We start from the raw sequence: 15,257 nt of genomic DNA on the forward strand, positions 1-15,257 counted from the left end.
GACACACCATCATGCGCCGGCTTGCGAGGCTCTTTGCCGCCCTTCCCGCCCTGCTTCTCGCCACGCCCGCCCTGGCGGTCGATACGAGCTTCCACACCTATGACGGCTTCGCCGAGACGGTCGATGCCTTTCGCCTAGTCTCGATGATCTTCAGCGATCCGCGCTACGAGACGCTGGTGATGATCGTCGCGACGGTCGGCATCGGTCTCGGTGCAATCATCGCCAGCGTGCGCGGGACCGGCATGGGCCTAGTCGCCTTCGGCTTCCAGATCCTGATCGGTATCGGCCTGTTTGTCGGCCTCATCGCCACGACCGGGACGGTCCATGTCTATGACCGCGTGCGCAATGCCTATCAGCCTGTCGGCGGCGTCCCCAACCTCCTCGTACTCGTCGCCGGAGCGACCAACATGATGGAACGCGCGATGGTCGAGACGATCGACGACAACACGCTGGACCCCAATGCGAAGATCGAGTTCGGTGCCGGCGGGCACAGCTTCGACCTTTTCCTAAACGCCGTTTCGCCGCGCGGTCCGATGACCGACGTGTTCCTCGACGCGACGATCAAGGACTATGTCCGCCAATGCTATCCGGTCGCCCGTGTGTCGGCGGCTTATGGCGTGGACGATGACCAGCTGTTCCGGACCTCGACCGATCTGCCTGCTTCGTTCGCGGCGATGGCCGGGCCATCCACCTTCTCCACGGTCTACACGCAATCCGACAAGGGTGGAACGACGGTCAGCTGCAGCGACGCCTGGACGCACATCTCCGATCGCCTGTCCGATCCCGTCCTGTTCGAAAGCTACACCAACCAGATCTGCACCCGAACGGGCTATGATACTGGCAATGCACAGCAGATGACGCGTTGCCGCCAGCAGCTTGGGGAGATGGGGCAGATGATGCTTGGCCGGCCGCTCAGCGCGCAAGCCTTTCTGACCCACATCCTGCTGGGCAACACCGTAGGCGACGTCCTGTTCGAGGATTCCCCGGCGAGCGCCGCCAGGGTGATGGCCAACCGGGCGGTCATCTCCAATGGTCTCGCCACCATGTCGGTCGCGAACGAATGGATGCCGACGATCCGCGCCACGGTGTTCGGCATCATGTTGTTCATGATCCCGATCGCGCTGCTGTTCATCCTGACGCCCATCAACCTGCGCGTGGCGAGCTTTGCCCTCGGTATGTTCGTGTTCGTGGCGCTCTGGGGCGTGATCGACGCGGGGATCTATCAGTTGACCCTCGGGCGCGCGACCGCGACGCTCGCCGAACTGCGCTCGAACGCGCTCGCCGCCAATGCCTGGCTATTGGCGCCATCGGCGGCGATGAAGGCGCTGGCGATCTTCGGCAGCTTCCGGACCGCCGCCGCTGGCCTCGCCGGCGCGTTCGTTTTCACAGTCTTCCGCTTCAGCGGCAATGTGTTCACCTCCTTCACCTCAGGGTCGCTCGGGATAGCGAGCCAGGGCACGGCCGCCGCCGCGCCGATGGGCACCGCCGAGGGACAGGCATCCGCGCTCGAGGCCCAGGCTTCAGCCATGGGAACGCGTACCCGCGCGGCCGCCGCTTCGAGCTTTGGCGATTTTGGGGAGCGTTCGACCTTCAATGCGAACCGAAGCTATGGCGAGGCGGGACATATCCTTGGCGAGCGTCCTGGCACGCCGGGCGGAACGGCGTTCGCACTCGGCGGCATCGAAGGCTCGCGCCAGATGGGGAGCCTCGCTCCCGCGCTGGGTGGCCGGGACCTTGCCGATCCCGGGGTCGCGCGCGCCGTCCAGGCCAATGCGGCCACTACAGCGATCCATCAGTTCGCGGAGAAGGATGCCCTGAGGGGTCTGGGCACGAGCTATTTTGGTCAGGACGAGGCCGGCGAGAAGGCGTTCGCGGCCTTCAGCCAGAACCTCGTCCAGTGGCGCGCCTTCGGCGACCAGCGCGCTTACAGCATGATGATGCAGGGGGCGGCCCGGCATTTTGAACGCGCCGGTTATTCGCCGGCTGATGCCCAGCTCAAGGCATCAGGCGTGATCGGCGACGCCCAGGCTGATCCGACATTCGCCAAGCTGATCGCCAACACTTATGATCAGGAGCAGATGCTGCGCAACGACCTCACGTCCGCGCAGGTCCAGGTCGGCGCGATGGAGGGACGCCGCGACTATGCCGGCGACAATGTTGCAGGCGTCGAGCGTGCCAATGTCGCGACCGAGCAGGGCTGGCGAAGCGGCAGCAATCAGGGCCAGCGCGAAGCGGCGGCGATGCTCGGCCTGTCAGTCGATGAAACTTCGCGCCGGATCGGCTTCATCAATGCGCTGTCGGGCGAAGCGCGCAGTTCCGCCATAACTCAACTGTCCCGCGCGACGGGGCGCAATGAGGCGCAAATCGAGGCCGCGCTCGAACGCTATAATGCGGCCGTCCAGGTCGGGACAGCCGATGGCGCGACGGCCGAGGCCGGCCGCGAAGGGACCAGCATCTATGGACGCACGCGCGAGGCGTCGGGCTACGATTTCGCCGAACGGTCCGGCAAGCTTGACGCGCAGCGAGAGGTTGGAACAACGGGCACGCGAAGCGCGGCGCGCATCGGCGAGCAGCGGCGCCAATCGGAAAATTTCGGGTTCGCAGAGGGCGCAGCTGCGGCGGGCGTCTCGACGCGGGAGGCAGCACGGCTCGACAGCTTCATCCAGGCGCTGAGCCGCACAGCGGGGAACCAGGTCGATATGGCCGAAGGCGGCGCCGGGGGCATCGCTGATCGCGCGCGCAACGAGCGCATCACCTCGATCGTCGATCGGGAGCGCTTGACCCGTATGCAGGGTCTCCTTGCCGAGAACGGCATCAACCTCACGAAGCGCCAGATCGCCATGGACCAGAATGGTGACCTCGGCCTCAATCTCACCCCGGAGACCGCTGCTGCGATGTGGAAGGCCGGGCTTATCAACGAGAGCCAGCTTGGCGCGATCGCCAATGGCGGGCACGCACGGTTCAGTTTCGCGCACAATGATCTTCTGGTTTCCAGCGGCACGGATTTCAGCCGCTCGGCACGCAGCGACACCAGTACCCGGTTCGAGGCTGGCAAGCAGGCAGGGCCTGACACGATCGAGCATTTCATGGGCGGTGGCGCCGAGGGGCAGGCTATGCTCGCCAACTGGCTGCGCGGCGGATTCGAGATGGACCGCAAAGGCGAATGGAGATTGAAGCCACAGGTCGCCGACACGCTCCAGCGCGACGTCCAGGCGATCATGGCGCAAACAGGATGGCAGAGAACTCTCTCCCGTTCCGCCGCGGATCAGACAACAATGGGAACCACTTTCGGCCTCGAAATCGGGAGAACGATATCTACCTCCGATAGTGAAACCACGAGCGACAGCGCGCGGTCTGGCAAAGGACGGCAACGAGGACCTACCCAGACAACTAGCAAAGGGAGAACGACAGCCGGTCGGTTTGGTGGTAATATAGGTTTTCGAAGCACGGATCAGGGATCCACTACCGAAACCGCGCAATCCACGATGGACGTTATGAACTATGATGTCCGGGAATCCATTGCTGCCGCTGAGCGTGCCGCAGCGCGCTCCAGCGATCCGGCAGCAACCTTCTCCCGCGAACTTTCGAACCGCGTCCTTGGGAACGAAGGCATGCGCAATCGCTACCTTCAGGATGCGGACAATGGACGCGCCACCTTTGATATCACCGGCCCATTAACCTCGCTCGAGCAGAACTCAGTCCTCTCGAAGGGCAGTTTCTCGACCGACATCGCCGGCAGTCCTGGCGACGGAGACAGTAAATTCAAGAAGCGCTAACGATGCCTTCCGGTGTGGGGATCAATGTAGTCTGGATTCAGTGGGTTCGAAGGGTTGCCGATCCAGAGCGGTCCAGATCGGGGGTCGAATGGATCGGCGAAAGCGCGCGATCTCTCCACCATCCGCTCATGCTCTTCCCAAACACGCTGTCTCTCGGCGTCACCCTCCTCATCGGACAGCGGCACACCATCGCCTTGCCCGATGAAACTATCCAGGCGTTCGCGAACATAACCGACGCCCAGCACCATGACCGCAGTCATCGGAAAGAACAGGATGTCGAGATAGCCCGCGATCCCCCCACGATAGAAGGCTTCCAGCGTGTCGATGCGGGTGGAGAGGGCCATCCCTCCCCACCAGACCGGAATGGTCGCCCACCAGAGCTTCGCGTACCATGGACGCCAGAAAAAGTGTCGGGCGCGCAGCGTTTGCCCCCCGGTAGCAGGCGTAAGTGGTGGAGGCTGATCGGCGACAGAATCATGTGGCATGTGCACGCCCGTTCTGACCGAAAGGAGATCAGACCAGCTCGATGACGTGAGCCTGCCCGACGCCCTCATGCCGAGGGCTGACCTGATAGGCGACATCATGCCCGAGCTTCCTGAGAGCCGTCGCGATATAGGCTTCGCTGATGCCGTCCAACCTGCCGTTCAGGATCTTCGACAGCTTGGGCTGCGGAATGCCGATCATTCGGCTCGCGACAGTCTGGCTCAGTTTGAGCTCATGGATGGACCGGAGCATCAGTGCCGCCAGGTCGGATTTGACCTTGAGATCATCGGCATCGGCCAAGCCGAGATCGGCAAAGACGTTGCCTCCGCCGGAAGTTACATGTTCGACAGCCATATCAATGTCCTTTGCTCTTACTCGCGCTACGCTGATCTTCCGCGTCCCGCCTGGCATCTTTCAATCTGCTCTCAATCGTCGTCTTGTCGTGTTTCGGGATAGCGATCCCGTTCGTTGACTTCTTCTGGAAGCAATGCAGCACATAGACAGCGGAATCGATTCTAGTGGTGTAGACCGCCCGATAGGAATCGCCATCATGGTCCTCGATCAGTTCAACTGCTCCATCATAACCTTTCAGCGTCTTCGCATCCGGCGCACGCTCCCCCTTCTGGGCCAAGCGGAGACCGTAACCCAGTGGCCGCTTCACCTCGTCGGGCATGGCCGACAAATCCTTGAGCGTGCTCCCCAGCCATCTTATTTCCTTGTCTGACTCACTCATTCCCGGACCACATCATCTTACAACACCCATTTATACCTAAATGGGTATAGCGTCAATAGCCGGTCTGCTTTGTTCAGATGCGCCAGGCACTTGCAATCGCTCCGGGCGACGTCGCGCCAGAATCGCCAGCTGATTTCGAGGCGATCAGGGCTGCGCGCGAGAAGACCGCGCGCTTCCGCGACGATATGGCTCAGCGCGCCAGTAGGATGTTTGATCGCACTGATGTTACCGAGATGCTTGGCGTGACTGCGGTCGCCATCAAGAAGCAACGGCAGCGGCGGCAGATGCTCGGCGTCCCCTATGGCGCTGAAATCCCATATCCGGCTGCCCAGCTCGTCAATGGCGAGGCGCTTCCCAATCTCAAGCGATTGCTCGAGGCCTTCGGCGACACTCATCCCTGGGAGCAATTGATGCTCCTGACGACGCCGGTTGAAGGCTTCAGCGCCCACGAGGAAACACCGCTGGCGATCCTGGGGCGTCGCCCGGATCAGGAAACCTTGCGTCAGCTCGTCGCACTTGTCGCGAGTTGGGCGGTCTGACCAGGAATGGCCGCCACCATGTTGCGACGCGTCGGTGCGGGCGTGCATATGCACCGGATTCATCGTGCTGCCCATGATCCGCTTTTCTTCGGGCCGTTCGGGCCTAAACCCGAAGGCCGCTTCGACGCCCCCGATGGCAGCTACAAGGTACTCCACACCGCCCGCACGCTGGTAACGGCTTTTGGCGAAACGCTCGTCCGACGGCCTGCGATACCCTACATCCTGTCCAGTGCGGTCCAGGCTCGCGCTCGCAGTGAAATCGTCACCACACGAGCGCTCAGGCTCTATCCACTCCTCGATGGCGGCATATCGGTTCATGGCCTGTCCTTCACCGACCTGCACGGCGACGCCTATGGCAAGACCTGGGCTGCCAGCCGGCACATCCATCAAACGACCACGGCGGACGGGATTCTTTATACATCCCGGCTCGACAATCAGCCTTGCGTTGCCCTGTTCGAGCGTGCCGCAACCGCCATCGCCATCTCGGAGGTCAGCAACGTCAGCATCTCGCCGTCCGAGGCGACATCACTCGCCGCGCACTTTGGGAAGGACTATGTGGAACCGTAGATCACTCGATGTTTTTCAGCGGTTCTGAATAGCGCAGCGGACTGTCGAAGGCCGATGTCTGGCCGTCTCCGACCGGGCCAATAACTCAATCCGCGAAAATTGCGGACAAAACGCTCAATCTCGCGGGCGAGATGCCGCGACATTATGCACAGCCTCCCCGCCCTGTCCTGAAAGCGCAACTCCATCGCGATATCCAGGGACTTGACCGTGACATGATGTCAGACCTTATCTACAGCCGTAAAGGAGCAAGGCGATGCATGATCATCATGGCCATAGCGGCCATAGCTTCTCGCACGGCAAACCCGCGGGCGAAACCAAGGATCCCGTCTGCGGAATGAGCGTCGATCCTGGGAAGACGCACCAACATGCCGAGCACAATGGCGCTTCCTATCACTTCTGCAGCGCCAACTGCCGGGCGAAGTTCATCGCCGATCCCGCAAAATATCTGGCGCCGCAATCGGCATCCGCTCCTGTGGCATCGGCATCCAGGATCTGGACCTGCCCGATGCATCCGGAGATCCGTCGCGATGCCCCCGGCTCCTGCCCGATCTGCGGCATGGCGCTGGAGCCCGCTGAGCCTGGCGCCGACGAGGGGCCGAACCCCGAACTGGTCGACTTTACCCGCCGCCTCTGGGTGAGTGGGATCCTCGCGGTGCCGCTGCTGCTGCTTTCCATGGGTGGCGAGATGGTGGGGTTGCACCTCGTGCCCATGCGTTGGTCCCCCTGGGTGCAGCTCGCCCTCACCGCGCCGATCGTGCTGTGGGCCGGATGGCCGTTTTTCGAACGCGGATGGGCCTCGCTGAAGAGCCGCCACTATAATATGTTCACGCTGATCGCGATCGGCGTGGGGGCAGCGTTCCTCTACAGTCTGATCGCTACAGTCGCCCCCGGCCTCTTCCCGGCCGCTCTCCGCACGCATGGCGATATGGTTCCAGTCTATTATGAGGCTGCGGGCGTCGTCGTTGCGCTCGTCCTGCTCGGCCAGGTGCTGGAGTTGCGCGCACGGGCCTCCACGGGACGCGCCATCCGTGCATTGCTCAAACTCGCGCCCAAGACGGCACGGCGCATCAGCCCCGACGGCGCCGAAAGCGAAGTGCCGTTGGCAGACATTGCGAGAGGCGACCGCCTGCGCGTGCGCCCCGGCGAGGCGATCCCGGTCGACGGCGTCGTGAGCGACGGCCACTCGCCGGTCGATGAATCGATGCTCACCGGCGAGCCGGCGCCGGTGTTCAAGTTTCCCGGCGCGGCGGTCACGGGCGGCACAGTCAACGGCACCGGCAGCCTGGTCATGGAAGCACAAGCGATCGGCTCGGACACCATGTTGGCCCGCATCGTCGCGATGGTGGCAGAGGCGCAACGCAGCCGCGCGCCGATTCAGGCAGTCGCCGACCGCATAGCCGGCTGGTTCGTGCCGGCGGTGGTGCTGGTGGCGATCGCGACCTTCATCATCTGGAATCTGGTCGGGCCGGAGCCGCGCTTCGGCCACGCGCTGCTCAACGCCATCGCCGTCCTCATCATCGCCTGTCCCTGCGCGCTGGGACTCGCCACGCCGATGTCGATCATGGTTGGCACCGGACGCGGAGCGCAAGCCGGGGTGTTGGTCAAGAACGCCGAGGCTCTGCAGGCGCTCGATGGCGTCGATACGCTGGTGATCGACAAGACCGGCACGCTGACCGAGGGCAAGCCGAAGCTGATGGCAGTCGAACCGACCCAGGGGTTCACGGCGGACGAGCTGCTGGCACTGACCGCCGCGCTGGAGGAACGGTCCGAGCATCCGCTGGCTCTCGCGATCATCGCGGGCGCGAGCGATCGGGGGCTCACGCTCAGCGAGGTCCGCAATTTCGAATCGCAAACCGGGATGGGGATCAGCGGGACTGTCGGAGGCCGCACGATCGCCGTCGGCAATGCCGCGCAGATGGAGCGGATCGGTGCCGACAGCACATTGCTCGCCCCAGCCGCCGAACGCCATCGGGCCAATGCAGCCGGCGTGATGTTCGTTGCCGTCGGCGGGCGTGCCGCAGGCCTGATCGCGGTCGCCGATCCGATCAAGGCCTCGACGCGCGAGGCCCTCGCCGCGCTTCAAGCCGAAGGACTGCACATCGTCATGCTGACCGGCGACAGTCGCGGCACGGCCGAGGCGGTCGCGAACGCAATTGGCGGCATCGACGAGGTTCATGCCGATCTCAGGCCCGACGACAAGGCGCGGATCATCACCGAACTGAAGACAAAAGGCGCGCGCGTCGCCATGGCGGGTGACGGCATCAACGACGCGCCGGCGCTGGCCGCCGCAGATGTGGGGATCGCGATGGGAACGGGCACCGACGTCGCCATCGAAAGCGCCCGACTGACCCTGACCGCGGGCGATCTGGCGGCGATGGTACGGGCGCGCCGGCTCGCCCGGGCGACCATGTCCAATATCCGCCAGAACCTTTTCTTCTCCTTCCTCTTCAACGGCATCGGCGTTCCGGTCGCGGCGGGCGTGCTCTACCCGGTCGCCGGCATCCTGCTCTCGCCGATGTTCGCTGGCGCCGCCATGGCCCTGTCCTCTTTCACCTTGGTCGCCAATGCGCTGCGGCTGAGTGCCGTGAGGCTCGACGGGAGCTAGCCATGAACATCGGCCAGGCGTCACAGGCGAGCGGGGTGTCGCAGCGAATGATCCGGCATTATGAGAAGATCGGTCTCGTCCCGCCGCCGGCCCGGCGGCGCAGCGGTTATCGCGACTATTCGGACGCGGACGTGCATCGCCTCCGCTTCATTGCCAATGCCCGCGACCTTGGCTTCCCGATCGAGGAGATCCGCTCGCTCCTCGGCTTGTGGCAGGATCGTGGGCGATCGAGCGGCGACGTCAAGGCACTGGCCATGGCGCGCGCCGAGGAGCTGGGCCGAAAGGCCGCAAAGCTTCAGGCAATGAGGACGGCGTTGGTGACGCTGGCTGAGGCCTGTCATGGCGATGTTCGACCGGAATGCCCGATCATCGAGCGTCTCGCCCGCACATAGCCCGGGAGTTGACGCGGCCTGAAGCCGACACGCGCGGCTCGCTCAGAAGCACGCTCACGGCGGCACGCCCAGGCCGACCGTGGACTGGCGCTTCAATTTGCGTCACGCGCTCAGTTTCGCGTTGCCAAACTCCGTCCCAAGTCCTATATCTGACTAGCTAGTCAGGAGAATGCGAATGGGCACGGCAATCCGAAAGGACCCGGAAGCCAAGGACGGACAACGCGGCACCTGGAAACTCGAGGACGCCAAGGCGCGCTTCAGCGAGGTTGTCCGACGCGCTCAAAGCGAAGGCCCCCAGCGAGTCACCGTGCGAGGGCGCGAGACTGTTGCGGTCATCAGCGTGGAAGAGCTCGAACGGCTCCTGCCCACGGACGGCAGCAAGCCCGCCTTCGTACCCTTCCTCGAAGGCCTCGGGCTCGACGGTCTCGATCTGGAGCGCGAAATGGACCGGGGACGGGATATTCTTCTGTGAAGGGCTGGCTGTTGGATACCCATGTCGTGTCGGCCCTGGCCAGTCCGAATGGGGCTCCGAGTGTGAAGGCCTGGGCAGCGAGCCAGACCGAGCATAGCATGTATCTGAGCGTGCTCACTCTCGCGGAGATCGACAAGGGCATCCACAATCTGGACCCGGAAAGTCCGGACCGTTCCCGCTATCTCGCCGCGCGCGCCGCCCTCGCCGATCGGTTCAGCGGCCGGTTGTTGTCCGTCGAGGATGCTGTGGTCTTTCGGTGGGGCGTCATTTCCGGCGAGGTGAAGCGCCGCGTTGGTCAATCGCCTCCCGTCGTGGACACGCTGCTCGCCGCGACCGCGATCGAAAACGACCTTTTTCTGGTCACCCGTAACGTCAAGGACACACGAAACAGCGGAGCGGCGCTCTTCAACCCCTGGGAAGACGGGCCCGCTGATTTCTCCGTCACATAAGTTGAATGGCACCGAGGCAATGAAAACGGACATCGACCATCTTCCGGCCAGCAAGCGACACGAGCTTGATCGGGTCATTCAGATCCTGTTCGAGGAGTTCGACGATGCCCATGGCAACCCAACCGGTGCTCGCAAGCTCGGCCGCATCCTCAAGATCATTCTTTACGGTTCCTATGCAACGGGCCGCTGGGTGCATGAACCCCACACCGAGCGCGGCTACCGATCGGATTTCGATCTGCTTATCATCGTCAACCAGAAGGAACTGACCGACCGGCTCGAATATTGGGACAAGGCTGAAGAACGTCTCAACATCGAGACCATGATCCTCAACCGGCTGCGGACGCCGGTCAATTTCATCATTCACACACTGCAGGAAGTGAATGACGGGCTGGCGCACGGCCGCTATTTCTTCATGGACATCGCCCGCGACGGCATCGCGCTCTACCAGGCCGACGATAGCGAACTGCACAAACCCAAGCCCAAGACGCCGCAGCAAGCCTATGACATGGCCAAAGGCTATTACGACCAGTGGTTCGAGTTAGCCGTGTCGTCTCGTAGAATTTTCCAGTTCTGTTACGACACAAAGCAATTTCCCGACGCGGCCTACAATCTCCAGCAGGCCTGCGAGCGGCTCTATTATTGCGTCCTTCTCGTCTTCACATTTTACACCCCATACAGTCACAACCTGAAATTCCTGCGGCAGCAGGCGGAGCGGCTGTCGCCTCGCCTTGTCGAGGCGTGGCCGCGCGACAAGCGCAAGCTCGAGGCGCGTTTTCTCAAACTCAAGGACGCCTATGTGAAGGCCCGGCATTCCGACCATTTCAGGATGACTGACGAGGAGTTCGCCTATCTCTCCGAGCGCGTCGAGATCCTTGGCACGATCGTCAACGAACTCTGCCAGGAGAAACTCGCGGAACTCCACGCGGCGTTAGGATCCCAACCATGAGCATCCGGAAGCGCGAGGGAAACCGTCCTGATCGACGGTTTGCCGACGAAGAATTTCTGAAAGTGGAAGACCGCAAGGCTCTGTGTGCACGCCTCCGTTATGTCGGATCGGCAAATCATAAGCTGCGACCCGGGGATTATGGTTTTCATCCGTCGCACAATCCCCGCCCCTCCAAATCGCCCTGCGACGCGCTGCGAGCGGTTCTTCTGGCGGAAGCCTCGTCCCTGATGCAGCAGGGGATCATGCTCGGCATGGTCAGTCAATTCGGCGACGGCAGCGTTCCAAAGTATATTTGGGCCGTCGATGAGGCTAATGAGGTTTACGAAGCTAAAACACGACCGGAGCTAGAGACGGACTATCACGGATACAGGCTTGGCGATGACGAGCGCGACATGCGCGCCTACATTTTGAAGGAATGGAAGCGGCGGTGCCGGTAGGATTGGAATTTGGACTTGCGCCTGAGCGCCTCGACGAGGGAAGCCGCGAAGAGCGGGCTGCCTTCGGCCTGTTTACCATGCGCACGGCTCGCCAGTCGCTGACGGAGGGCTTCGACTCTTTCCTGAACGGCTTCCGGCAGGGACCGCTGGTCTCCGGTTATCATGTGGCGGAATGGCTGGCATGGAATTGGTGGCGCCTGCGCTGGGAACCCCGCTCGGCATCACCGGACTGGTCGCTCGCCCACAAGATGAACTCGATCGGCGAAGGGTATCTCTGGCCGAACATCGAGATCTGGTCGGATGGCGTGCGCACCATGTTAATTTCCCACGCCTCCGCGGAGCCTGACGCGAAGCCATTCCGATATGTGGGCGCATTTCCGACAATCGTCCCCTCGACACTTTTCGAGGCAGCCCTCGACGAATTTCTGCCAAGGATCATTGGTCGCTTGCACGAGCAAGGCGTTGGGGAAACCAATCTCGACCGGCTCTGGCGGGATGTCATTGCGGAGCGGGCGGACCCGGAGATTGCCAGGCGCCGACGTCTCGAGGCGCTGATGGGACGCGATCCCGACGCGTTCGACGACGACGCGGTGGAGGTGCTGATCGGCGATGCCGAACGTCTGGGTGAAGATGCTGTCCGGGAAGTCGCGGCTGAGCGTGCCCGGTTGCCGCACGAGAGCGAGGATCTCCTAACCGCGCGCCGGCTGGAAGAAATTGCCCAGACCCTCGGTCATCGTGGTTCTGCCAGGGACGCGGTGGTGCTCGACGCCCAGTATCGCGTTGTCAAGGACCCGGAAGTGCCCGCCTGGAAGCTCGGGACAAACGTCGCTGATGCGCTCCGCCAGCAGGAACGGCTCGGGGCCGATATCATTGATGATCGGCTGCTGGCGGCACTTGCCGGCACGACCCCTGACGCCTTGACCGAGCATCCGCGCGGGCCTGCCGCCCTCCCCTATGCTCTCGACGACGCCGCAGGAGACAAATCGCTCATCGTTCTGCCGGGAAAGCGGGAGGTCGGTCGGCGCTTCGCTCTGGCGCGCGTGCTCGGGGATAGGCTGATGAACCGCGAGGGCGCACTGCATGCAGCAACGCATGCCTACACCTATCGGCAAAAGGCCCAGCGATCGTTCGCAGCCGAATTCCTCGCGCCCTTCGACGTCGTCGAGGAGATGCTGCGCGGCGACTATTCGGACGAAAATCAGCAGGACGTGGCGGAGCATTTCCAGGTGTCACCGATGGTCGTGAACACGCTCCTCAAGAATCACGGCCGGATCGAGCGGGACTGGCCCGAAGAGGATTTCATGACGGCGATTGTCTGAAGCCTCGGAGCTTCATTAATCCGGGTCGAACGGGTGTCGAGGAGATCAGTTCGGTTGTGTGGCGCCGGAAATACCGCTTAACAGTATGCCTTGGCGAGGAGGCTTCATGAATGAGGATGCAATACCGGATGCGGCCGCCCGACGTATCGCACTCGCCCTTGTCGAGCAATGCGTCCGCAACACATGTCTCGAGGAGTTTCATGCCGGAAAGGTGCCGGAGAGTGTTACCGAAGACTATAGCGACGTGATGGTAGTCACGCCTTACGGCGAAATTCCCTGGCCGGAGGTGTCGAGAATATCAGACGCAGAGATGAAAGCCCTGATGATCGAGGTCGTCAACAAGGTCTACACGTTCCTCACGCATCTTGAAGATGTGATTGTTCTGCGCGATTCTGCGCGCTGGAACCGGCCTGAGCACGACCCCGCCCTGCTCGCCTTCGTAAAGCGCCGTGCCGCTGCCCGGCAAGCGGACGGTGAACAAAGGGAATAGGCAATATCATCCGACATCCAAAGATAGGAATGGACGTCGACATCTATAGGATCATCACCTTCCGCGCATTCACGAATATGGTCCGGTGACTAATCCAAGGTCCCGATCTCGATGGCTAGTCAGAGAACGGATGCGGAGGCCGGGCATCAGGACACCGGGCGATCAACTCCTTTATTTTTCGTGTCGCAGGTGCTCAACAATTCATGCGAACCCGGCGTGATGTCAGGTTGCGCAGATTTGACAACGACGCCACTTTGCAGGCGTGAGGCCGGACGCCTTGGCAAACGCCTTGGTGAAGTGAGCCTGGTCGGAGAATCCGCATTCGAGAGCGACCTGCGCCAGCGGCAGCGCGGTATTGGCCAGGAGGTGCTTTGCGCAGACGATACGCTGCTGTACGAACCATGCATAGGGCGCTATCCCCACTGTATTTGTGAACGCGCGCACGAAGTAGTAGAGCGATAATCTGCAACGTGACGCGACCTCGGAGATGGAAATCGGGTTACTGATGTCTTCGCACATAGCCCGCATGGCGAGACCAACCTGCCATGGTGCCAGGCTCGGCTGGCTACTGATTGAGCCAAAGCCCCGTCCGTCATTATATCCCGGCCGTTTAGCCGGTCCAGCATGCGCCCGGGTCTGCACCTGTCCTGCGCAGGGCATCGGCCCGGCGCCCGCACTTCCAAAAGCCGCCATCGCGACCCCCAATGGGTTGCAGGGTAGACTTCTGACGCCGGGAACTTCAGCGCCCTACCCTATCGGCCGCCACCGCGAGGCACGACGGACCGAGCCGTCGGGTTCTCGAAGGGGGAGGCCCTACTATTCCCATTTGATGGGACACATGAGGGGAACCAAAGGCGGCCAACTTTCTTCCGACCCAAATTGCAGACGCCCCATGATCGAGCAGGAGCAGGACCAGGACCAGGATTGGGATACGGCGCTGTTAAGATTGCCCCTTGGGCCGACGCAGGATCTTGCGAAGATAGGTTTCGGCGCGAACCAGCTCCTTTTGAACAGAGCGCTTGTGCAAACCGAAATCAGCGGCGATCTCGTTCTGCTGCTTTTCGTCACGCCATCGGGCCAAAAAAATCGCCTGCCGCTTAAGGGGAAGAGAGTGAAGCGCCTCGAGAGCCCGGTCCATCTCATCTGCAGCAAGGACAGCAGCTTCCTGGTCCGGTGTGCTATCGGGAAATTCGGAAAGCTCGGCCACATCCAAGTTCACGGTGCGCCACTCGCTACGACGCCGGTTGATCGCGAGATTTACGGCCATCCGGTAGAGATACGAGCGCGGGCTGCGCAGATCGCCGATGCTGGGCTCAGACCTCAGTTTAACGTAGACATCGTGGAGCGCTTCCGCGGCCGCCTCCGGAGAGCGCAGATGCGCTGAGAGACGCCTCAGCAGCGAGTCATACTCGCTCTCAAGCAGGGCTAGTAGCCTGTGAGCCGGGCCTTCACTATCGGTCTCGAGGGAAGCGTCAAATTCGCTTGCCTGTTGAGGTCGAGATGATTCTGTTTCGTCAGTCATTGCCGTCAGGGCTCTAGCGGTAGCCCGCTCGTCCAGGGATCCGACGTGAATTCATTGAGAAGCTGTGCAGCAACGAAGTAAATGATCGGTGTTCGATCGCCCATTTTTGCCAGTATCTCGCCATTTCCGCCACGAGTGGATCACGGAATGTCACCCTTCCCGGCCAGATAATAGCAGCCCTCCTCGTCAGGAACACAAAAGAAGATGCGATTAAATGATATTTACATATCTAAACATATACAATTCCAGTTTAAGATATATTTACAATTATCAAATAAAAAATGGGATAGTTATCTTATGCATAGTTCACACAATCCGAAGTATTTTGGTTAACATGATTTGGCGGATCGCGGCGGGATCGCCTGTGTGACCACATCGCACGTTGCGCCATCTGCCGGCCTGTTGAGTTGCACTGAGAAGTGACCCGGGATTTTCATTGAGAAGTGACCCGGGTGGGCGTGGTTGATGTGCTGCCTGCGACGAGCAGGGTCAAGCGGGTGATTTGTCCTTTCTGGATTTTGGGGCGG

General features: G+C 61.8%; 16 protein-coding genes. 11 read left to right on the plus strand and 5 right to left on the minus strand.

Annotated features, from left to right (window positions below; translation table 11 throughout):
• Window positions 1–11 precede the first annotated feature (11 nt).
• A complete protein-coding gene (locus tag EH199_RS17040) occupies window positions 12–3,776 on the plus strand; it encodes a conjugal transfer protein TraG N-terminal domain-containing protein (protein WP_070156728.1) in 3,765 nt (1,254 codons plus the stop codon).
• Here the strand turns inward: EH199_RS17040 and EH199_RS17045 are convergent.
• From EH199_RS17045 to EH199_RS17055, 3 genes are all read right to left on the minus strand, one after another.
• Window positions 3,773–4,120 (minus strand): hypothetical protein, encoded by a 348-nt coding sequence (locus tag EH199_RS17045; protein WP_190287315.1) that lies wholly within the window; start codon window positions 4,118–4,120, stop codon window positions 3,773–3,775. The genes EH199_RS17040 and EH199_RS17045 overlap by 4 nt on opposite strands.
• Window positions 4,121–4,289: 169 nt before the next feature.
• Window positions 4,290–4,613: a helix-turn-helix domain-containing protein gene (locus EH199_RS17050; RefSeq protein ID WP_070156726.1), complete on the minus strand. Its 324-nt coding sequence runs from the start codon at window positions 4,611–4,613 to the stop codon at window positions 4,290–4,292.
• 1 nt (window position 4,614) lies between these two features.
• Window positions 4,615–4,992 (minus strand): type II toxin-antitoxin system RelE/ParE family toxin, encoded by a 378-nt coding sequence (locus EH199_RS17055; RefSeq protein ID WP_070156725.1) that lies wholly within the window; start codon window positions 4,990–4,992, stop codon window positions 4,615–4,617.
• Window positions 4,993–5,069: 77 nt separating this feature from the next.
• Here EH199_RS17055 and EH199_RS17060 point away from each other — a divergent pair, with 77 nt between their 5' ends.
• From EH199_RS17060 to EH199_RS17105, 10 genes are all read left to right on the plus strand, one after another.
• Window positions 5,070–5,531 carry a hypothetical protein gene (locus EH199_RS17060; protein WP_070156724.1) on the plus strand — a complete coding sequence of 154 codons (462 nt, stop codon included), beginning with the start codon at window positions 5,070–5,072 and terminating at the stop codon, window positions 5,529–5,531.
• A 6-nt stretch (window positions 5,532–5,537) separates the two neighbouring features.
• Window positions 5,538–6,098 carry an RES family NAD+ phosphorylase gene (locus tag EH199_RS17065; protein WP_070156723.1) on the plus strand — a complete coding sequence of 187 codons (561 nt, stop codon included), beginning with the start codon at window positions 5,538–5,540 and terminating at the stop codon, window positions 6,096–6,098.
• A 253-nt stretch (window positions 6,099–6,351) separates the two neighbouring features.
• The gene (locus tag EH199_RS17070; protein WP_083276966.1) at window positions 6,352–8,703 is read left to right on the plus strand and encodes a heavy metal translocating P-type ATPase; all 2,352 of its coding nucleotides are present in this window, start codon (window positions 6,352–6,354) and stop codon (window positions 8,701–8,703) included.
• A 2-nt stretch (window positions 8,704–8,705) separates the two neighbouring features.
• The gene (gene cueR / locus EH199_RS17075; protein WP_070156722.1) at window positions 8,706–9,095 is read left to right on the plus strand and encodes a Cu(I)-responsive transcriptional regulator; all 390 of its coding nucleotides are present in this window, start codon (window positions 8,706–8,708) and stop codon (window positions 9,093–9,095) included.
• Between the two features lie 175 nt (window positions 9,096–9,270).
• Complete coding sequence (locus EH199_RS17080) at window positions 9,271–9,567, plus strand: type II toxin-antitoxin system Phd/YefM family antitoxin (RefSeq protein ID WP_124810439.1); 297 nt, start codon at window positions 9,271–9,273, stop codon at window positions 9,565–9,567.
• Entirely contained in the window at window positions 9,564–10,016 is a 453-nt protein-coding gene (locus tag EH199_RS17085; RefSeq protein WP_070156720.1) for a type II toxin-antitoxin system VapC family toxin, read from the plus strand. Before EH199_RS17080 ends, EH199_RS17085 begins: the two co-directional genes overlap by 4 nt.
• Window positions 10,017–10,035: 19 nt before the next feature.
• Entirely contained in the window at window positions 10,036–10,962 is a 927-nt protein-coding gene (locus EH199_RS17090) for a HEPN domain-containing protein (RefSeq protein WP_070156740.1), read from the plus strand.
• Window positions 10,959–11,399 carry a hypothetical protein gene (locus EH199_RS17095; RefSeq protein ID WP_070156719.1) on the plus strand — a complete coding sequence of 147 codons (441 nt, stop codon included), beginning with the start codon at window positions 10,959–10,961 and terminating at the stop codon, window positions 11,397–11,399. Before EH199_RS17090 ends, EH199_RS17095 begins: the two co-directional genes overlap by 4 nt.
• On the plus strand, window positions 11,378–12,718 hold the full coding sequence (locus EH199_RS17100; protein ID WP_070156718.1) for an ImmA/IrrE family metallo-endopeptidase: 1,341 nt from the start codon (window positions 11,378–11,380) through the stop codon (window positions 12,716–12,718). The genes EH199_RS17095 and EH199_RS17100 overlap by 22 nt, the downstream gene beginning before the upstream one ends.
• A gap of 106 nt (window positions 12,719–12,824) precedes the next feature.
• Window positions 12,825–13,208, plus strand: a complete 384-nt coding sequence (locus EH199_RS17105) for a hypothetical protein (protein WP_070156717.1) — start codon at window positions 12,825–12,827, stop codon at window positions 13,206–13,208.
• A gap of 222 nt (window positions 13,209–13,430) precedes the next feature.
• On the opposite strand, the gene EH199_RS17110 is transcribed toward EH199_RS17105, so the two are convergent.
• The gene (locus EH199_RS17110; RefSeq protein WP_070156739.1) at window positions 13,431–13,727 is read right to left on the minus strand and encodes an AraC family transcriptional regulator; all 297 of its coding nucleotides are present in this window, start codon (window positions 13,725–13,727) and stop codon (window positions 13,431–13,433) included.
• A 421-nt stretch (window positions 13,728–14,148) separates the two neighbouring features.
• On the minus strand, window positions 14,149–14,730 hold the full coding sequence (locus EH199_RS17115; RefSeq protein WP_083276964.1) for an RNA polymerase sigma factor: 582 nt from the start codon (window positions 14,728–14,730) through the stop codon (window positions 14,149–14,151).
• Window positions 14,731–15,257: the final 527 nt, after the last annotated feature.

The organism is Novosphingobium sp. LASN5T (assembly GCF_003856955.1).
In the GTDB taxonomy this organism is placed as follows: Bacteria; Pseudomonadota; Alphaproteobacteria; order Sphingomonadales; family Sphingomonadaceae; genus Novosphingobium.